This window comes from Cohaesibacter gelatinilyticus, from assembly GCF_900215605.1.
GTDB classification, from domain to species: Bacteria; Pseudomonadota; Alphaproteobacteria; order Rhizobiales; family Cohaesibacteraceae; genus Cohaesibacter; species Cohaesibacter gelatinilyticus.
In genome coordinates this window covers 1-17799 of record NZ_OBEL01000007.1, presented here as the reverse complement: position 1 = coordinate 17799, position 17799 = coordinate 1, and the positions used below count along the sequence as shown (strand labels likewise).

Below are 17799 nucleotides of genomic sequence, written 5' to 3'. Positions count from 1 at the left end.
GAAAGCTAATGACAAATCCCTATGAATTATATTAGAGTTTTTTATATGGCGAGATTTTCAAATATAAACAGCATATTGGCGTTTGTGACCGTGGCACGCGAGGGAAGTGTGTCGCGGGCGGCTGAGTTACTCAATCTCACACAACCGGCAATCAGCCACCAGATCAAGCGACTGAGTGAGGAGACAGGCCTCGATTTGTTCGTCAGAACCGCCAAAGGATTGCAGATTACCGCCGATGGGTCGGCGCTGTTGTCCGAGGCTGAAAAAGTGCTCAGTGCCATGAATGACTTTGTGCGAGTGGCCAGCACAAGACAGGAGAATATAACCGGAAGTCTGAAGATCGGCACCATTGTCGATCCGGAATTCATTCGTCTTGGACAGCTCTTGAAGCTTCTGTCTATAGAATATCCTTATATCGAGACGGAGCTGAGCCATGGGGTGAGCGGTGAGATCCTGACTTGGTTGGCAAGCAAGCAAATTGATGCCGGCTTTTATCTGAGCTGTCCGGATGAGGATTTTTCGCCCTCGAACGATGGTGCGGAAGCGGTGCATTTCATCAAGCTTGCAGACTTCAATTACAATGTCATTGCGCCCGCCGGGTGGCAGAAGCGCATTGAAGATGCCGATTGGCCTAAGCTTGCTGCCCTGCCATGGATTGGCACACCGGGGGTCTCGCTGCATAACCGGCTTTTGCGCCGCATTTTCGCCGAGCATGACTGCAAGCAGAATATCGTGGCGCTGGTGGATCAGGAAGCCTCGATGCTGGAAATGGTGCGCTCTGGCGTCGGCCTCAGTCTTTGCCGTGCCTCCATGGCTCTGCATGAAAAGCAATCCTTCGGCCTTGCCGTTGCACGCAATATCTCAATTCCTGCCTGTCTTGGCTTGGTGGTTCTGGAGCAAAACAAAGATGACAAAAGCGTCGTCGCGCTGCTGGAGCTGATCAAGCGCATCTGGGAAGAGCGCTAGTCACTTATTTTATAGTGCCGAGCCAAGCCCTCTCCCCCTCCCAAACCACCCGATATGGTACCCCTGTGGGCACTTTGGGAGGGGGAAAGGGCAGGGCTTTTGGGTTCAACTCTCTCTCTATTTTGACAGAGACATTGTGACCGTGCCCAAGCTGGCAAAGTCCGCTTGAATGTGATCGCCTGGCTGACATTCGATGAGGTCGGAGACCAGTCCGGTGGCAATCAGGTCGCCTTTTTTCATGGTGATGCCGCGCTCGCGCATATGATTGGCCAGCCAAACCAGAACAGAGACTGGATCGCCCATGGCGTTCGAGCCGATGCCATCTGATTGTTTTTCTTCGTTCACCGACACGCTGACAGTCTCATCTGGCAACTGCATGCTGGCGTCATAGGCAAGGGCTGGTCCACAAATGATGGCCTGATTGATATTGCCATCGAGAATGAGCCATTCCGGCTTTTCTTTCACTGTACCGGGAAGGCGCTTGTTGACCAACTCGAAGATGGGGAGGACGTTCTGGATGGCTTTTGTGATGTCCTGGCGCTCATAGGGGTGCTGTCTCGGACCAAGGTCGGATGCCAGAGTGAAGGCAATCTCTGCTTCCAGAAGCAGCAAGTCACCTTCTTTTATTTTGATTGTGCTGCCATCCTCATAGATTGAGTTTTCGAACAAAGGCCCGGAGAGAGGCTCGGAAATGGAGGCTGCCTTGCGGGCGGTTTCAGACGTGAAGCCGACCTTCCAGCCGGTAACCGGCGCTGGTATTGCTTCGATCATATGTTTTTGTGCTGCATAGGCTTCGGCAATATTGGCTGGTTCATCAGCGGGGTAGCTCTCCAGACGGATGCCATTGGTGCGGGCTTCGGCCAGAATCCGGGCGGTATTTTGCAAAGACATTTGGTAATCCAAGAAAGATGAACATAGGTGAGAGTGCCATCCTACTTGAACCATCATGGAAAGCAAGGCGAGACGATAGGGAGCATGGCACCGAATGATGCCATGCTCAGTCAGATTAGCCCTTAATCCTGACTTGGGCTTAGCAGTCGCAGACGAGAGAAAAATTCGCCCCGATCCACATAGCAACCGTGCAAGTGACGGAAGCCGGTTGAGGGGTCGAAGGCTTCTCGGCCATGCAAGACGCGGCGATTGTCGAACACCACCATTTCACCGGCTTTCAGCTTCAGCGTCAGGCGATATTTCGGGTCGCGTGTCTTGGCCATATAGGCGCGATAGGCCTTGTAGAAGGCGGGCATGATGTCTGCTGGCATATCAAAGATCGCGGCAATATGAGCGTTATAGCGAATTTCGCGCAGACTGCCGTCCGCTGCCAGATCGATGACCGGATGATGGACGCGAATGTCCGCATCCTTGTCATGGAAGCGGAACGGGATCGGTGTCTCGCACAAAAGACGAAACGCTTCCGGATCCTCATTGCGCAGATCTCCCGCCATGGCAAAGCCATCAGCAAAGATGGAGCCACCGCCGGTTGCTTCATTGGCAAGGCAATGCAGGAATTGATAGCCGGGAGGCACTTCCTGATTGGGCAGATCGGTATGAAGCGGCAAGGCAATCGAGGTATAGGCCAGATTGTTTGGATCGGGCTTGTTGATCACCTCGAAGGTGGTGCCGAAATTGGTCTTGCGCAAAAAGCCGATGCGCTCGGCCAGTTCCACGCCAGCACCCACGTGGTCCTCGACATCATGAACGATGGCCAGACCATATTTTGCGGTCTCCTGCATCCAGCTTTGCAAGGCTTCATCATCGGCCAATATAGGAGTGGCGGCATGGCGGGGTATACCCTCTGCACCCAGATCTGCGCGCCAAAAGATCTCAGGCTGCTTTGCTGCATCAAAGGCGCGCTGGCCGGGTCGATGGGCATTCATCAGGCTGATGGGCATCTGGCTGACATGGCCGTCTTCATACGCCAGCACAGCCACATCGCCGTCTTGATTGGCAGCGGTCAGGATGGGCTCTTCCTCTACGGAAAGTAGATCCAGCAGGCGCTCTTGCGTGTCCGGGTGGAGGCCGGAAGGGCAATTGTCGCGGAGCCAGATAGGGGGAAATTGCGTGCAGCTTTCATCCGTCCAGGTGACAACGAGCATGTTGTCCCGAACGGTCAGGTTCGAAATGGTCATCGAGATATCCGTGATTTGATTTGTTTGCTGGAGGTTGATCGTGCGTGATCAGCCCTGGGGCGGTGGCCACCATTCCTGGGTCTTGCCGTAGGGTGCCGATGCGGCACGCTCTCCAGACACCAAACCTCTCATCAGATACTCTTGGTCCTAATCCTTGTTTCGCTCATTTGTGAGCCTGATTTTAAAGTCCTGAGCCAGCCCTCTCCCCTTCCCAACCACCCGAGATGGTACCCTTGTGGGCGGTTGGGAGGGGGAGAGGGCTGAACATGCAGCCTATAGCGGGTTCCCGAAAAGTTGCAGACTTTTCGGATAAGAATTCGCTTTTAAAAGTCTCAGTGAGAGACTTTTATCAAATCAGACACTGAGTTCGGAGGATCAGGAAACACCATAAAAAGCGCAAGATCAATGTGCAGAGCAGCATAGAGGATGTGGGGGATCGGCTGGTTGCCGTGGCATAGGGTTTATTTCCGGCGAACCAAATGGAGGAAAAGTCGGATATATCTGCTATCAAGGCTTTGTGGAATGGAGCCTTTTTTGAACTTTGCTGACGAGTGTTGAATGACTGTCGGAGTAGGAGCTTACTTCATCAAACAGGGTTTCCGCTTCCTCATATTTTCCCAGAGAGTGAAGTATTGTTGCCAGCTGCACTTTTTCTATCGGAGGAATATGAAAGGTCTGGAGGGCATAAAGATTGCAGATTTCTTTGTAGTTCGAGAGCTTCTCGAGGTTGGGAAGAATGACCTCTTCCATTTGTTTGATAATTTCTGCTCCGATTGGCTCAATGCCTGTGTCGGGATCGCAATTCCACCATATCTCGGATAGTTTTTTATCGACAATTGGCAAATTTCCAACGCGGAACCTTGGAAAGGAGTCAGTCTCGGAGATAAATAGGGGAGGAGATTTTCCCCATAATGCTTGATACACATAATCAAATGATATTCCCCAGTTTATCGTGAAGGAAATATCCTCTTCCGTATTCCACTGACTTTTCTGCACGTTGACGACTTGGACATACTCTCCAATTCTTTTGTTCCAAGTTAGTCTCTTCTTTTTGAAGCCATTTGCTTTCAGGTTTTTTGCAATATATTGGGAAACTATTTGATCAATCATATCGGCTTGCTCTGTTTTGATAGGTGAAGCCAGTTTTGTGTGAGAACCCTTACTGGACAGGCAAAGCGGTCTGGTCAGGGGCGGCGCCGAGGCTGGCGGTTTGATACCAGCTGCGGATGCTGGCGCCGGATGAGGTGATGAAATCATCCACCTGCTGGATGTCCTTGTCATTGACCTCGTTGCCTGCAAATTCGGTCGATAAAAGTCCGGCGTCATAGCCGACTGTGCTGTGAGTGGTGTTGCTACGCTTATGGGCAAAGTCGATGATCATGCCGGTAGGCGAGACCAGATAGGCATAATGATCATAGCGCACGCCCTGATCGCCAAAGGAGACGGAGCCGAGGGATGTAGAGGAATTGCCGGATTCCTGACGGGTTTGGTGGTAATAGATTACTTGGCCATTTTGCAATTGATGCTTGCCGACATATTTGCCGATGATCGGATTGCGCTCCAGTGTGAAGTCTCGTTGACCCGCGACCTCTGCATAAGGCTTGCCGATATTCTTCTGGGCGAAATAGCGCGTTGTTTTATCGCCGAAAGATTGTGCCTGATTGTTGATGGACGAACATCCGCTCAACATGGTCATGATCAGCAAGGCGGTCAGCACAGACATATGTTTCATGAGGTCGGAACTCCCTGTTTTCCAAAGTGCTGACAGATGAAGCGGCTTGGCTTTTCACCTTATCCATGCCGGGCCGTCGGTCACGATTGGTCGATATGCGCTCACTCATGAGGCGGGTATAAAGCGCCGAGTGCCCGGCTGCAACCATCAGGCCCTAATTTCGCAATATTGTGGCTCTACAACGCTGACTTGAATTCGATCGCGTGTTTGCATCAATGACAAGTGGATATGAGTTATGTATTTGAAACGGCTTGCAATTTTTCTGCTTCTGATGGCAGGTTTGTCCGCTTTGCTTGAAATGGCTTTCTATGGCTCGATAGATGCTGCCGGAGTTTTGCAAGAAAGCTTCTTCCTGCCTATGGCATGGCTATGCGGTTTTCTGGGATTGATCAGTCTGGGTGGCTATTTCATATGGCGAAAATGGCTCTCCTAGAGCATTTTGAATGAATACCCGGTCAATGAACAATGCCTTGCCACCTGGCTGGATTGGCGACTGGTGGATCATGTGAAGAGGGATGCCGTTCAGGTTCTGCTGCTATTTCTGGACAGAAACTGGATCGTGGATCAGTCAGAGCTCTGTTTTGATGATCGACTGACACGCAAAGTTTTCAAATGATGGATCAACTGAACACCAGAGAGCCTTCGTGTAAAAAGCGCCACTGACTTGATGGTCAGATGGCGCTTTTCTCTTATGACTTTCGGTTCGATCAGGCCAGAGAACGAGAGGCTTCCCGAATATTTGAGGTCGCCGTGTCGATCTCACCAGTTGCAGAAGAGATGGACTGCATATTGGCTGTGATCAGTTCTACTCCTTGTGCAGCGGACTGCATATTGGAGGAGATTTCATTGGTGACCGAGGATTGCTGCTCGACTGCGGTGGAAATGCTTGATGCAATCTCGCCGACATTGCCGATGACCGACATGATCTTTTCAATGGCGGAAACCGCTTCCTGAGTTGTTTCCTGAATGGAATTGACCTGAGAGGAAATGTCTTCCGTTGCCTTGCTGGTCTGTGAAGCAAGGTTCTTCACCTCGGATGCCACAACGGCAAAGCCTTTGCCTGCTTCGCCCGCTCGGGCAGCTTCAATCGTAGCGTTGAGGGCCAACAGGTTGGTCTGGCCTGCAATGCCTTCAATCAACTCGATCACGGAACCGATGGTCTTGGCATCTTCGGAGAGGCCGGACATGATTTCACTGGAGCGGGAGGCTTCGCCCACGGCATCTTGCGAGACTTCCAGTGCCACCTGCACCTGACGGCTGATTTCGCCAATGGAGGCAACCAGCTCTTCCGAGGCAGCAGCAACGGAATGCACGTTGGATGAGGTTTCCTCAGACGCGGAAGCAACGCTTGCAACTTGCTCAACCGCGCCGGCTATCGAGCCGCTCACTGCTTTCAAATCATCATCGATCTTGGCCTGTGTTTCGGCACGTCTTTGACGTTCCATGACTTGCTCGGTGATGTCGGTGGCAAATTTCACGACCTTGAACGGGCGACCCGCTGCATCAAAGATCGGATTGTAGGAAGCCTGAATCCAGATCTCGTTGCCGCCTTTGCCAAAGCGCTTGAACTCATCCGCCTTGAATTTTCCTTGTGCGAGCTCTTCCCAGAATTGGCGATATTCACTGCTGGCCGCATAGGATGGGTCCACAAACATGCGGTGATGCTGACCTTTGATCTCGGAAAGGGAATAACCAACGGCACCGGTGAAATTCTCGTTGGCATCCAGAATGGTGCCATCCAGTTCGAAATGAATCACGGCTTGAGAGCGATTGATGGCATTGATCTGGCCTTCGATATCGGCTATGCGCAGTTTCTGCTCGGTGATATCGGTTGCAATTTTGACGACCCGTACGACCTTGCCTGATTTGTTCATGACCGGATTGTAGGAAGCCTGAATCCAGATTTCGTTGCCGCCTTTGCCAAACCGCTGGAATTCTGCTGCATTGAATTTGCCATCGGCCAAATCGGACCAGAAGCTCTTGTATTCATTGCTGTTTGCGTAAGCAGGATCCACAAACATACGATGATGCTGGCCCTGAATTTCCTCCAGTGAATAGCCTACAGCACCGAGGAAATTCTCATTGGCTGTCAGGATGGTTCCATCTGGCTTGAATTCAATCATTGCCTGGGATCGACCAAGCGCATCCAGGATAGACTGACTATTTCCGTTTAATGATTTCAACATATCTTTGTCCCCGGTGCTTAGCAGTTGCCAATAATGCTAAGTTGTATTCATTAAGAAACTCGCACCCAATCCCCGAAATTTCTTAATATAAATTCATGGTCCGAGTAAATTTTTACCGATAAATAGTAAATAAAATGGAAATCATTGTTAAGTTATAAGTATTTACCTCTTTATATATATATTCTTTAATGATTAATCACATAGGTTGTATTTTATTGAAAACTGCTCAGAAATTAGGCATTTACCTGATTTTCAGCCATGAATTGTACGTAATTCCCAGTATAAAATGCATTTTGTTCAACTATGGATACTTTGGTATTACTTTGGATGAAATTGGTTTCATACCAAATCAGGATCTGTTTCATGAATTTGTCACAAGTTGATTTCGCCATTGATAATGGATTTGGCTAGCGCTTCTTCGCGTGTCGCGGCATTCAGCTTCTTGCGGGCATTCTTGAAATGCATGTCGACGGTGACCAAGGCGAGACCTAGTTTTTCTGCTATCTGGGCGGATTTGAAACCGCTTGCAAGCCAAAGCAAGCATTCCCGCTCGCGACTGGACAGGATGCCAGTCTGGATCTGTGACTGATCCTGATCGATCTGGCGGAAGGCTGCTTCCTGCAAATGATCATGAATGATGAAGCCAGCCAGGCGCAAGCTCTGACCATTGAGTTGGGTGATCTTGTCAAACTCGGTCCGCTTCAGACTGGAGCCGAAATTCCAACCACCGAAATGACCCGGATTGATCAATTTTACCGGACTGGACAGGCCGCTGCGCACACCGGTCTCGGATGCTTCCTGAATGAAGCGGATCTCATCTTTCTCCAGCATATGCTGATTGTCGTCCAGATAATCGGCGCCGGTCATGAAGGCGGTATAGGTTGTGCAGGTCTTGAAGAAGGGATCGTGGCGGGCGCGGTCCTCATCCAGATAATAATCCATCCACCATTTGGGCATGTTGGCCATGGCCAGAGGCCGGTCCTCGGGCGCGCTTGGGCGCATGAACATATAGATCGGGAGATCTATGCCATTGCTGTCCAGAAACTTGCCGGCCCTTTGCCAGACTTCATTCACGCATGTAACGCCGGAAAGGCTTTCGGTCAGGGACAAGAGCGGGTCATCCGCAATTGGTTTTTGCAATTGTCTGGCTCCGAGGAAATAAATTGGTTTTCCCAAGGGGAAGAAATTGGATGTGCAAATTTTCTACAAATTACACTTCAAAGATGCAAAGGATTCAAGTTCTTATTTCATTTACAAAATCAAATATTTGTCGGAATCTGGCCCTGAAATGCTGCAGTGCTCATATGGAATTCCATATATGGATCCATTTTTCCCCTCTGGTTACCCCTAAATGGTGATGGGGCGCGCGATCACGTTTTTGGCCTTTTGGCCCAGATGACAGACCGAAAATTCGGACTGGACATCCACGTGAAATCTAGGGGTTATGCAATTGAAGAAAGAATGCATTTTGGCAGCAGCCGGTCTGGCTGTGGCTTTGTCCGTTTTTGTCACCACGCCATCCTTTGCCTTTGGCAAGGTCTGCACCATTCATGCAGCGCGAGGCGTTGCAACGGATTACACCCGCAACAAGGCCATCCGTAAGGCGAAACGCGCTTGGGCAGATGTGGTGCGCAACAAGTATGGAAAGACCATGGGGCTGGTTCGGGCTATCAAGTCCTCGAACAACAAGACCTGCGAAATACTTGGAAGCAAATATCGCTGTTATATCATTGCGCGTCCATGTCGTCGTCCCGAGAACAACTATCTCTCTGTCAATAACAAGTGTCTGCCTGAGCCGGATTATCAAACGGCGAAATCCAATCGTTGTACCTGGTTCAGGAAGTGAGGGTGGGTGTGATGAGACGATCAAATAACCTGACCAATTCCTTGCGTTTGCTTGTTGCTGCCATGGTTCTGATGCCCTTGATGATGTCAGAACCAGCAAAGGCCAAAGGTTGCGTGCATGTGATGAAGGCTACGGGCAAGACGGCGCTTCGGCAAAGCAAAGCTGAAAAAAATGCTGTGCAGGCTTTTCTCAATGTTGCCTATAGTCGTTTTGGAAATGCTGCCTATGCTCAATGGGCGCATGTACCGGGACGTAAGCTTATCTGTCGCGGTGGAGCCCGCAAGACATGTGTGGCCAGTGGCCTGCCTTGCCGGGCGCAAAAGGCCAAAACCACTCGAACGCTCTGTCCTCAGAGATCGGGCGACAATGGCAACAAGCACCGAGCTGTCTATACGATGTTTGTGGATGGTGGAAACAACATGAGCATGTCTCGCAAGCGCGATGTCTGCGAGGTTTCCTGGCGGCGGACACGGGGTAGTCTCCAGGTGCTTCCTGCGCCTCATTTCCGAAAGCTGACATGCCCAAGTGGTTATCGCTATGTGGTGAAACAGGGCCGGGATGTTTGCAGCAAGTAAGCATGCCAACTGCGTAAGCAGCGAGGCGGCATGACCGCCTTGCCAAATCATCATTTTGATTTTGGAAGGAGAGCTGTTTTGCAGACATGCTGTTCCTATCTTTCGTCCGTCCTGCGCCGGGTCTTTTATGCCCTTGTTGTTGCATTGACCGTCTGTGTCGGGTTGGTTTCTGCTGCCGCCACCGCTGTTCATGCACAACAGGCCTTTGGGCCGTGGCATGGGGGCTATTCTATCCAGAGCGGGTCCAGGGATATCGAGATCACGCTCAATCTGGATCAGCTGAAAGGCGGGCGCGCCGGACAGGCCGAATTGTCGATCTTTGCCTTGAAAGCCAAGCCCAAATGCCCGCGCAGTCTGCACCCGGCCTTTTGTGATGAGCTGGCCAAGCGCTTTGCCTCTGGCGACCGAATGGCCTTTGATATCAAAAGTGCAGGGGTGCGCTATACCGGAAATCGTGCGGTGATTGCTTTTCGCTTTGCCGATGAGCGCCCCAGTCGTCTGCTGATCCTGGATCGCAAGGCTGGCAGCCCCACTGGCTATTGGGCACGGCTCATTCATTATGCGCGCGGTGTGGACCTGGTTGGACGGGCCAGTGAGACCAAGCATCTTTGTCAGTTGGCAATGTGCGGGCCGGATCGGTTGAAAGAACTGGTCGAGCGACCCAAGCGGATGCTTGGTGTTTTGGCGGACAAGGGCTTTGCCCGCAATTATCCGATCAAGAAGGATGAGCGCAAAGCCGTATGGTCCCAAAGGTCTGGGGCTAATTGGTCTGGGACTGGCAATGCTGGTGGCAAACAGGCTGGTGGTTTTCAGGCGAGTGGACAGGGCATTAGCCCTTATCGCCCTGCGCGACCCAGCCAGGCATCATCTTCCATGTTTGGCCTGACCGGGCTCTGGTACTTACGCAGTCAGAATGGCAAGGCCTTGGGCAAGTTGCGTTTCAATCGTCAAAGCAATGGCAGCGTGATGGGCAGTGGTCGTCTGGCCGCCAAATGGGGCGGTATGCAGCAAAATGTCGGCATCCTGCTGATGCAGGAAGGACCGTCTGCTCTGGATCTGGCTCTTGGTTTTGTGGGGCAGAAACAGGGCAAACCTCGCCTGCTTCTGTCTCTTGCCAATGGTGCGGCTGATCAGCTTGAGGGCACCTTGATACAGGATCGTCACTGGCAGCTTGTCAGGCTCACACGGGACAAGAGTGGACCTGCCACTGGCGGCTCTTCTGATCAATCATCTGGCCAAGCATCGGGCCAATCATCAGGCATCACCAGCGATCCGTCCGACTTTGCGGCGGAGGAGCCGATTGAAGGCGATATGCCCGGCTCTGGCGTGACTGGCCCGGCCTATCGCATGCGCAATGTGCCGGAAGGGCGTCAGCTGGCGGTGCGCTCTGCCCCTGATCGTTCGTCCTCTTCTGTCGGCACGCTCGCCTGGAATGCCAGCGAGATTCTGGTTCTGGGATGCAGGCCCAATATCAATCCGGTGGCCTTTGATCGGGCCGATCTGGGAACCAAGCGGCGTTTTCTGGCCCGTGGCTGGTGCGAGATTGATCACGAGGGCCTGCGTGGCTTTGTCATCGGCATTTATCTAGATCCAATTTTAGATCGCTAGGGAGAGAATAATGAACCAAGTGATCAAACATATCGGCCTTGCCTCCTTGGCCATGACACTATCGGTTGCGTTACCGGCCATGGCAGAGACGCGGGTCTATAATCATAATGGTTCGGCGGTGGAGCTGACCCGCAATGGGCAGCGTGTGACCATCAAATATCGTCTGCCGCGTCCGGGCTTATCCAATATTGGCATTCGCAAAGGCACGATCCTGTTCACCGGCAAGCTGGATGGCGGGGCTTATATGGATGGGCAGGCGCGCCTGTTTCGCAAGGGCTGTAAACCCATCCCCTATTATGTCTATGGCGATTATCGCCCCGGCAAGACCTTCGTGCTCACCGGCACCGCGCCGGTGCTGGCACGCTCGGGCTGTCGAGTGGTGGACAATCGTCACGATATCGATGTGGCGCATCTGAGCTTTCAGCCTCGCACCCATGATGTCTCCCGCGCGCCCAAAAAGGCCGGACCCGGATTTGGACAAGGTGGTCATTGTGTTCAGAACATTTCGCAAAATGGCCTGCTCAATCTGCGGGCTGGTCCGGGTGGCTCTTATGGGGTTCTGGCGCGGATCAAGGCTGGCACCTGCGGGCTGACCATTCACAAACGTCAAAATGGCTGGGCGGCTCTGTCCATTGGCAGCTATCGAGGCTGGGCATCCTTGCGCTATGTGGGAGTGAGCCAATGAGTGTTCTTGACCAAGCTGTTTCATCAGATGCGCCTGCAACCGGGCAGGCCAACTCCAAGCCTCCTTCCACTATGTGGGATCCTTTCAAAGGGACTGTGCCGTTTCAGCGTCAGACATTCAAAGATCCCGGCAAGGGCATCAAGGTTCCGGCCAAGATCCAAAGCTTTGTCGTCACGGTGCTGCTGCTCTCGGCGGTTGGCATCATGATCGGTTTTCTTTGGATTACAGCGGCTTATTATGCAGGGCCGGCTCTGGCAATTTCGGTCCTGCTGTTGGCACTGTTTTCCTGGTTGAGCAAAGAGCATGCCCGGGAGCGCTATCGCTTCTTCAAGGTAGCGGAGCGCCATGGCTGGGGCTTTGTGACTGTCAGGCCACCATCGGATAGTGATGTCACAAAGAAGAAGAGTGATGGAACTTATGAGCGTGAGCGGCGCTATGATCCCAAGATTGAGCCAGCTTATGCGACCGTGCCGGATTTGATGCGAGCGCGGTTCGGGCAACCGATTCCGACCGTTGTGCGGGCCATCTTCTGGGGGCGCACGCGGCGCTATGGCCTTCCTTTCTGGCTGGCGGCCGGTAGCCTTCAAACTTTCGGGGGGCCGGAAGCCAAACGCACCGGCCAGGATGTTGGCTATACCTTCACCATGGTGACTGCCTATCGGCTGGACCGGGATATCGGGATTCGTGCCAAATTGTTCGCCGAGCCTCCGGTCATGAAAAACCGCAAGGATGTGCAGACCGAGTCTGTTGCCTTCAATGACATCTTTCATATCAGTGTCACGGATGATCCGGATGGCGAAGCCTCGCGCTTGCCGCTCATTCGCACGCTGACACCAGCTTTGCAGACGGTGCTGATCGATCTTTGGGAGCGCTACAAAGCGCAGGTCATCATCGATGGCGATATTGTCTATCTCGCCGGATATCAAACCATCATGAGCGAAGATGACGACGTGCTGGATGACTATCTGATCAACCTGATTGAAGACTTTGCCGAAGCGGCTCAATCCTTCAAAATTTATGCGGAGTAAGGCCCATGTTTGCACTTATCGTCGTGCTGCTTATGGCAAGCGGACTTCTCACTTTCATCTATATCATTAGCTTCAACGGCCTTGCCACCGGTCACACCAAGGTGGAGGAGGGCTGGTATGGCATTCAGGTGCAGCTGAAGCGTCGCCATGATCTGGTGCCGGGTCTGGTCAAGGCCGTGAAAAGCGCCATGTCTCACGAAGAGACACTTGTGGATCGTGTTCTGGAAGCGCGTGAAAAAGCTATTGCTGCCCTGGCGGGGGAGGATCGTGATGCCATCGGCGAAGCGGAAGTGGCCTTGAGCTCTGGCTTGCAAGGCATCTTTGGCTATACCGAGGCTTATCCCGATATCAAGGCCACGGGCAATATCGAAACCCTGCAAAAGCAGTTGGAAGAAACCGAGGATCAGATTGCGGCCTCGCGCCGGATCTTCAATTCCAATGTGCAGGCCTATAATGCGCGGCTTTTGAGCTTTCCCGGCAACATGATCGGCCCGCGTCATGGTTTTGAACGCAGCAAATCCTTCGAACTGCCCGAAGCCGATTTGGCCGCCATGCAAACCGCCCCTTCCATTGATTTGTAATTGTCCCGCAAGCCCGGAGACTGACATGCTTTCTCATATTTCACAATTCAAACCCGGCAAACTGGCCCGTCGCCTTGGTCTGGCAAGTGCGCTTTGCCTGCCGCTGATTACCTCGCCTGCCGCCCTTGCCGATGAAGGCAAGGACATGCTGGAAAAACTCTTCACGGCCCATAAGACCATGACTGACTTTGGCATGCCCGGCGTGATCAAGAATGCCGGAATGCGTCTGCCTTTCTTTGAATATCAATCCATGCTGAAGCTCGATGCCTTGCGCAAACGGGTGCATCCACTGACCGGGGGCAAAACGGCAAAGGTCGAGGATTACAAGATTTCCGGCAAGGCAAAAGATGGCCCCAATGACAGCCGCCGCTATCTGGTGATCGTGCGCAATGAGGGCAAGTCCAATCTGCTGAAGATCGATGTGATCAAAAATGGCGTCGGCATGCAGATCGTCAATATCACCGGTGAAGACGCTGCGGGCACCTGGTCCTTGCTGGATGGCAAGGCGGACACAACCCTGAAGGCTCCAAAGAAGGCTGCGGAGCAAACGTCAGATCAATCGGCTCCAGCCAAACCGGATCAGCAGGCATCCACGCAAACTGAAGCGGCGCCTGCCCCTACTCAAGGTCAGACAGAAGCTATTGTTGAGCCGTCAAAGCCTGCGCAATTGACTGCGTTCAAGGCGGATTTTGATGGTAGTGACTTGGGTGCTGGCTGGCGCGTCGAGAATGAGGATCGCAATCTCTATCTGGTTGAGAATGGCGAGCTGATGGTGATCAATCGCAGCCGCCATCCCGAGCATCTGGAAAATAGTGATCTGAGCAATCTGTTTCTGCGCGATGGAGCTATTCCGGATGAGGATTTTCGCATCGAGACCAAGGCACGGATCGATATCAAGACCGGCCATGAGAAAGTCTCCATTGGCTTGCGCGAGTCTGAAGACCGCTATCTCGCTGCCAATCTGATGATGCGCAAGGATGGCTGTGGTCACAATCTTTGGATGACGGTCGAAAATCGCCGCCCGTTGCGTGGCATGGAAGAGCGCTCGCACACCACATTGGTGGAATATTCACTGTTCAAGGATAGATGGTTGCATAGCCATTGTGGGGAGGAGCCACGCAAGAAGGCGGATGCCATTCTCGCTCGTCTGCAGAAGGAAGGGGCTGTTCTGTCCCTTGCCAAGAGCGGGCTTTTCTATCGGGCCGAACTGGAAGTGGGCAAGGATCAGCCTTTGCGCTTTGTCAGCGATGAGTTCAGCCATTTTGAGCCTCTCTCCAATGCCTTCCTGCATATCTCGGAAGGCTCTCACGATCAGGACGAAGCCGTCGTGATGGTCGAACATTATTCCCTTTCAACCAATTAGGAGGCGGGACCATGGCTGAATTTTTCAAAAATGCTTTGCTGCGCTCCGCCCTGCTTGCCGGATTGCCTCTGTCCATGATGTCTGCCCCTGTTGTTGCGCAGACCAGCATCGGTGATCAGGCCAAGGCCAGCCAAAGTCCGGCCAAAGTGATTGTGCTGGATGCATCGGGCTCCATGTGGGGCAAGATTGATGGCAAGGCCAAGATCCAGATTGCCCGTGATGTTGTGTCTGATCTGCTGGGGCAGCTGGACCCGTCTTCTTCGCTGGGTCTGGTGGCTTATGGGCATCGGGTGAAGGGCGATTGCAATGATATCGAAACGCTGGTCAGCCCGGCGCCCGGCAGTCTGGATGCGGTGCGCGGGGCGGTTCGCTCCATCTCGCCAAAGGGTAAGACACCGCTCAGCGCTGCGGTGAAGGAAGCAGCGCGGCAATTGCGCCATACCGAGGAAGCGGCGACCGTCATTCTGGTTTCCGATGGCAAGGAGACCTGCAATCTGGATCCATGCGCGGTGGCAAGCCAGCTGGAAGCCGATGGGGTGAATTTCACCGCCCATGTGGTTGGCTTTGATGTGGCCGCGCCAGAGGATATCGCGCAATTGCAATGTATGGCCGATCAGACCGGCGGCCGATATCTCAGTGCCAGCAATGCCCAGGAGCTGGCAGGGGCGCTGGAAGAAGTCAGCCAGATTGATGAGATTGCGCCATCGGATGATGACTTTGCTCCGCCAGAGCCATCAGAACCATCTGGGCTGCCAGAACCGGCCAAGGCTTTCTTTGAAGATCATTTCGATGCGCCGGATCTGGCCGCGCACTGGAAGGTTCTGCAGGATGCGCCCATCTTGCGCAAGCTCACGGACAGCAATCTCATTCTGGCGGCGGTGAGCGAGCATCACTGGTTTGAGGAAGACAAGGCCCTGAACCGCATGTTGCTGGAGCAGGATTTGCCCTCTGGTGACTTTGATCTGAGCATCGACTTCACCCTGAAAGCCCAAACAGGTCGGGATGAGCCATTGATCGGTCTCTATAGTGATCAGAATAATCAGGTCACGGCATCCTTGTTGTTTGAGCGGACCGGTTGTGGCCTCAGACCTGTTGTGATGCTGACTAATCTGAGTGGCCCCAAAGATGGCAAGCCGCAACGGGTGGAGTTCCGCAAGGACGTCTTCGAAGCGATTGATATGCGCGGTTTTTGTGATCGCGGTGCCACCCATCCGGCAGAGATTGTCGAAGCCATTGCGCAAGGTGGGCAGACCAGCCTGACCTTGCAGAAACGCGGGCGGGATTATTCTGCCCGGCTGGATACGCTCATCCCGGCTTACAAGGATAAGCCCGAGGAACGTGTTTCCATCTCCACTGAGCCCGTGACCTTGCTTCGCGCGCCTGCGACCCTGCAAGTCATGTCGGCTCAGCGGGCCCCATCAGAGGGCGAAAGCATCCTGTTTGTTGATCGTGTTCACATCCGGGATCAGTTCTGATGGGGGCGCAAGAGAGCAGGGTTTCGCGTTGCAGCGTTGCTGTTGTCAGGTATGACCCTGCCGGTGGAACCGCGCGCTGACGATGGCCCGACTGGTGCCATCGACGCGGCCCTGCTCACTTGCGCAGTGACTGCAGATTGCACGGATCTGGCCATGTTTCCCGATGAGGCCATCTTTCTGGACGATGGGCAGAGGAAGATCATGTGTGCTGCCGGGTGCATATGCGATCCCGTCCTATCGAACCCAGCTTGAACAGTCCTGCAAGCAATGGATCGCAGACGGCTGGCAATCCTCAAAAAAAGCTGATAGATCAAATATTTGCGCAATAGGACAGGGTCTGGTGAAAGATCCTGAAAAGACACCAATAACAACGAGGGGACGGGATTTCAGGAGACCCAACGCAAAACCGGACAGCGCGGGCCGTCCGGTTTTGGCGGTGTGGTTTCATCGTTGGCTTCAGTCAACGGGTTATATGATTGCATCCATTTCCCAGAGTGCAACGATTTGATCGGGTTCAAACTCACCTTTGACCGCAGCAACCATGTCGCTAACAGAATATCCCTGCGCTCCTCTTCGCGGCCAAGCCATAAAATGGCTCGATACTTTGAATGTAACCCCCATATTTGCAAGCAGATCATGATCAAATTCATCAGGGTCAAATGCTTCAGACATACCAAATTCAGAAGGGAAGATAAGCGCATGTTTGGTCTGTATATATTTCAGTTTTTCAGCCAGTTCGTCTTTGCTAAGAGAGGAAAAGAAATTTAGATCAAGTGACATATTACTGTTTCCATTTATTTTCTTGCAATAATCATGACTTCAACCAAGCCTTTTACGGGATGTTGGGCGAGTTCATCACTCAGTTCCTGCAAAGTCACTGGGGTTTCAGTCATATCAATAATTAAGCGTTTTGTTTGTTGTTTTCCGCGGACTTTTTTCCAGATGCCGGATCTGATACCTCCAGCGGAGGTTTGGTTTGCCAATATTGAATAGCAATCCCAAATATCTCCATTGATGCGATAATCTGGCTCAGATTTCATACTTAGACCATCGTCAGGAACTACTTCGGGTTGAAATATTACGTCCTCCGTCTGCGCCAGTATATAACCCGCTCGTCTCTCATGCCTTATTCTCGTATAGTGTCGACGTGCATCAATGTGCACTTTTTTTGATTGAGGTAGAGGAGTTGGAACTCCTGTTATTGATCCTTTGCGTTTTCTATCTCTCTGGTCATCAATAGTTTTTTTGAGAGCCTGCGAGAAAAAGGATCGATACAGAAGCAATTCTTCTGGAGGGCCCGGATCTTCCGGATCTGGCTGCGCAAGAACGACTTCATATGTAAAGTTTTCGACTTTAGCAAGTTCCTGATTGTCATCTATGCGTTCACCTTGAGCGCTACTTCCCTCGTGCTCTTCTTTCAGTTGTTCCTCATCGATAGGTTCGACACCAGACGGGATTGAATTGTCACCAATTCGAGGAGGGGGACGCTCTCCCTCTTCTCCATCTTCTGCACTCTCACTGTTCAGGACGGTTCTGACCCCTGCAAATGTGAGGGCCTCGGAGAATGATTGAAGTTCACTTGCCGAGAGGTTGCGGCCATTGACAGTTCCGCCTGTCAGGGCAAG

The 17799-nt window shown here is 52.6% G+C and carries 20 protein-coding genes; 12 read left to right on the top strand and 8 right to left on the bottom strand.

Annotation, left to right across the window (positions count from 1 at the left end):
* Positions 1 to 45: 45 nt before the first annotated feature.
* Positions 46 to 966 carry a LysR family transcriptional regulator gene (locus CRO57_RS21155; RefSeq protein WP_097155705.1) on the top strand — a complete coding sequence of 307 codons (921 nt, stop codon included), beginning with the start codon at positions 46 to 48 and terminating at the stop codon, positions 964 to 966.
* 117 nt (positions 967 to 1083) lie between these two features.
* Here CRO57_RS21155 and CRO57_RS21150 read toward each other — a convergent pair whose 3' ends face one another.
* The 4 genes from CRO57_RS21150 to CRO57_RS24835 all read right to left on the bottom strand — a co-directional run bounded on the left by CRO57_RS21150 (position 1084) and on the right by CRO57_RS24835 (position 4827).
* Positions 1084 to 1857: a 2-keto-4-pentenoate hydratase gene (locus tag CRO57_RS21150; protein WP_170956203.1), complete on the bottom strand. Its 774-nt coding sequence runs from the start codon at positions 1855 to 1857 to the stop codon at positions 1084 to 1086.
* A gap of 122 nt (positions 1858 to 1979) precedes the next feature.
* Positions 1980 to 3095 (bottom strand): TauD/TfdA family dioxygenase, encoded by a 1116-nt coding sequence (locus CRO57_RS21145; RefSeq protein ID WP_097155517.1) that lies wholly within the window; start codon positions 3093 to 3095, stop codon positions 1980 to 1982.
* A gap of 507 nt (positions 3096 to 3602) precedes the next feature.
* Positions 3603 to 4205, bottom strand: coding sequence for a DUF4304 domain-containing protein (locus tag CRO57_RS21140; protein ID WP_170956202.1), 603 nt, complete (start codon positions 4203 to 4205; stop codon positions 3603 to 3605).
* Positions 4206 to 4254: 49 nt separating this feature from the next.
* Entirely contained in the window at positions 4255 to 4827 is a 573-nt protein-coding gene (locus CRO57_RS24835) for a hypothetical protein (RefSeq protein ID WP_170956201.1), read from the bottom strand.
* Positions 4828 to 5062: 235 nt separating this feature from the next.
* Here CRO57_RS24835 and CRO57_RS21130 point away from each other — a divergent pair, with 235 nt between their 5' ends.
* Entirely contained in the window at positions 5063 to 5260 is a 198-nt protein-coding gene (locus CRO57_RS21130) for a DUF3955 domain-containing protein (RefSeq protein WP_097155514.1), read from the top strand.
* 6 nt (positions 5261 to 5266) lie between these two features.
* Positions 5267 to 5443, top strand: a complete 177-nt coding sequence (locus CRO57_RS25030) for a hypothetical protein (RefSeq protein ID WP_210200962.1) — start codon at positions 5267 to 5269, stop codon at positions 5441 to 5443.
* Positions 5444 to 5534: 91 nt separating this feature from the next.
* Here the strand turns inward: CRO57_RS25030 and CRO57_RS21125 are convergent, their stop codons facing one another.
* Positions 5535 to 7013 (bottom strand): methyl-accepting chemotaxis protein, encoded by a 1479-nt coding sequence (locus CRO57_RS21125; protein WP_097155513.1) that lies wholly within the window; start codon positions 7011 to 7013, stop codon positions 5535 to 5537.
* Positions 7014 to 7385: 372 nt separating this feature from the next.
* A complete protein-coding gene (locus tag CRO57_RS21120) occupies positions 7386 to 8153 on the bottom strand; it encodes a helix-turn-helix transcriptional regulator (protein WP_141401304.1) in 768 nt (255 codons plus the stop codon).
* 304 nt (positions 8154 to 8457) lie between these two features.
* On the opposite strand from CRO57_RS21120, the gene CRO57_RS21115 reads away from it, so the two are divergent.
* The 9 genes from CRO57_RS21115 (at position 8458) to CRO57_RS21075 (ending at position 16426) form a co-directional block, all read left to right on the top strand.
* Complete coding sequence (locus CRO57_RS21115) at positions 8458 to 8859, top strand: hypothetical protein (RefSeq protein WP_097155511.1); 402 nt, start codon at positions 8458 to 8460, stop codon at positions 8857 to 8859.
* 11 nt (positions 8860 to 8870) lie between these two features.
* Positions 8871 to 9434, top strand: a complete 564-nt coding sequence (locus tag CRO57_RS21110) for a hypothetical protein (protein ID WP_141401303.1) — start codon at positions 8871 to 8873, stop codon at positions 9432 to 9434.
* A 78-nt stretch (positions 9435 to 9512) separates the two neighbouring features.
* Positions 9513 to 11042, top strand: a complete 1530-nt coding sequence (locus tag CRO57_RS21105; RefSeq protein WP_141401302.1) for an SH3 domain-containing protein — start codon at positions 9513 to 9515, stop codon at positions 11040 to 11042.
* A gap of 10 nt (positions 11043 to 11052) precedes the next feature.
* Entirely contained in the window at positions 11053 to 11727 is a 675-nt protein-coding gene (locus CRO57_RS21100) for an SH3 domain-containing protein (RefSeq protein ID WP_097155508.1), read from the top strand.
* Positions 11724 to 12755: a hypothetical protein gene (locus CRO57_RS21095; protein ID WP_097155507.1), complete on the top strand. Its 1032-nt coding sequence runs from the start codon at positions 11724 to 11726 to the stop codon at positions 12753 to 12755. The genes CRO57_RS21100 and CRO57_RS21095 overlap by 4 nt, the downstream gene beginning before the upstream one ends.
* Before the next feature lie 5 nt (positions 12756 to 12760).
* Positions 12761 to 13336 carry a LemA family protein gene (locus CRO57_RS21090; RefSeq protein ID WP_097155506.1) on the top strand — a complete coding sequence of 192 codons (576 nt, stop codon included), beginning with the start codon at positions 12761 to 12763 and terminating at the stop codon, positions 13334 to 13336.
* Between the two features lie 25 nt (positions 13337 to 13361).
* Positions 13362 to 14699: a hypothetical protein gene (locus CRO57_RS21085; protein ID WP_097155505.1), complete on the top strand. Its 1338-nt coding sequence runs from the start codon at positions 13362 to 13364 to the stop codon at positions 14697 to 14699.
* An 11-nt stretch (positions 14700 to 14710) separates the two neighbouring features.
* The gene (locus CRO57_RS21080; protein ID WP_097155504.1) at positions 14711 to 16174 is read left to right on the top strand and encodes a vWA domain-containing protein; all 1464 of its coding nucleotides are present in this window, start codon (positions 14711 to 14713) and stop codon (positions 16172 to 16174) included.
* Positions 16175 to 16216: 42 nt separating this feature from the next.
* Positions 16217 to 16426: a hypothetical protein gene (locus CRO57_RS21075; RefSeq protein ID WP_141401301.1), complete on the top strand. Its 210-nt coding sequence runs from the start codon at positions 16217 to 16219 to the stop codon at positions 16424 to 16426.
* Between the two features lie 216 nt (positions 16427 to 16642).
* Here the strand turns inward: CRO57_RS21075 and CRO57_RS21070 are convergent, their stop codons facing one another.
* Together CRO57_RS21070 and CRO57_RS24830 are read right to left on the bottom strand one after the other, a co-directional pair.
* The gene (locus CRO57_RS21070) at positions 16643 to 16954 is read right to left on the bottom strand and encodes a hypothetical protein (protein ID WP_097155502.1); all 312 of its coding nucleotides are present in this window, start codon (positions 16952 to 16954) and stop codon (positions 16643 to 16645) included.
* Positions 16955 to 16968: 14 nt separating this feature from the next.
* Positions 16969 to 17799 (bottom strand): CdiA C-terminal domain-containing protein (locus CRO57_RS24830; RefSeq protein ID WP_210200961.1); only part of this gene is annotated, 831 nt, incomplete at its 5' end.

Bases quoted from the DNA above. Each gene is read 5' to 3' on its own strand.
- CRO57_RS21155 (WP_097155705.1), top strand. From the start codon at position 46: ATGGCGAGATTTTCAAATATAAACAGCATATTGGCGTTTGTGACCGTG.
- CRO57_RS21150 (WP_170956203.1), bottom strand. From the start codon at position 1,857: ATGTCTTTGCAAAATACCGCCCGGATTCTGGCCGAAGCCCGCACCAAT.
- CRO57_RS21145 (WP_097155517.1), bottom strand. From the start codon at position 3,095: ATGACCATTTCGAACCTGACCGTTCGGGACAACATGCTCGTTGTCACC.
- CRO57_RS21140 (WP_170956202.1), bottom strand. From the start codon at position 4,205: ATGATTGATCAAATAGTTTCCCAATATATTGCAAAAAACCTGAAAGCA.
- CRO57_RS24835 (WP_170956201.1), bottom strand. From the start codon at position 4,827: ATGAAACATATGTCTGTGCTGACCGCCTTGCTGATCATGACCATGTTG.
- CRO57_RS21130 (WP_097155514.1), top strand. From the start codon at position 5,063: ATGTATTTGAAACGGCTTGCAATTTTTCTGCTTCTGATGGCAGGTTTG.
- CRO57_RS21125 (WP_097155513.1), bottom strand. From the start codon at position 7,013: ATGTTGAAATCATTAAACGGAAATAGTCAGTCTATCCTGGATGCGCTT.
- CRO57_RS21115 (WP_097155511.1), top strand. From the start codon at position 8,458: ATGCAATTGAAGAAAGAATGCATTTTGGCAGCAGCCGGTCTGGCTGTG.
- CRO57_RS21110 (WP_141401303.1), top strand. From the start codon at position 8,871: ATGAGACGATCAAATAACCTGACCAATTCCTTGCGTTTGCTTGTTGCT.
- CRO57_RS21100 (WP_097155508.1), top strand. From the start codon at position 11,053: ATGAACCAAGTGATCAAACATATCGGCCTTGCCTCCTTGGCCATGACA.
- CRO57_RS21095 (WP_097155507.1), top strand. From the start codon at position 11,724: ATGAGTGTTCTTGACCAAGCTGTTTCATCAGATGCGCCTGCAACCGGG.
- CRO57_RS21090 (WP_097155506.1), top strand. From the start codon at position 12,761: ATGTTTGCACTTATCGTCGTGCTGCTTATGGCAAGCGGACTTCTCACT.
- CRO57_RS21085 (WP_097155505.1), top strand. From the start codon at position 13,362: ATGCTTTCTCATATTTCACAATTCAAACCCGGCAAACTGGCCCGTCGC.
- CRO57_RS21080 (WP_097155504.1), top strand. From the start codon at position 14,711: ATGGCTGAATTTTTCAAAAATGCTTTGCTGCGCTCCGCCCTGCTTGCC.
- CRO57_RS21070 (WP_097155502.1), bottom strand. From the start codon at position 16,954: ATGTCACTTGATCTAAATTTCTTTTCCTCTCTTAGCAAAGACGAACTG.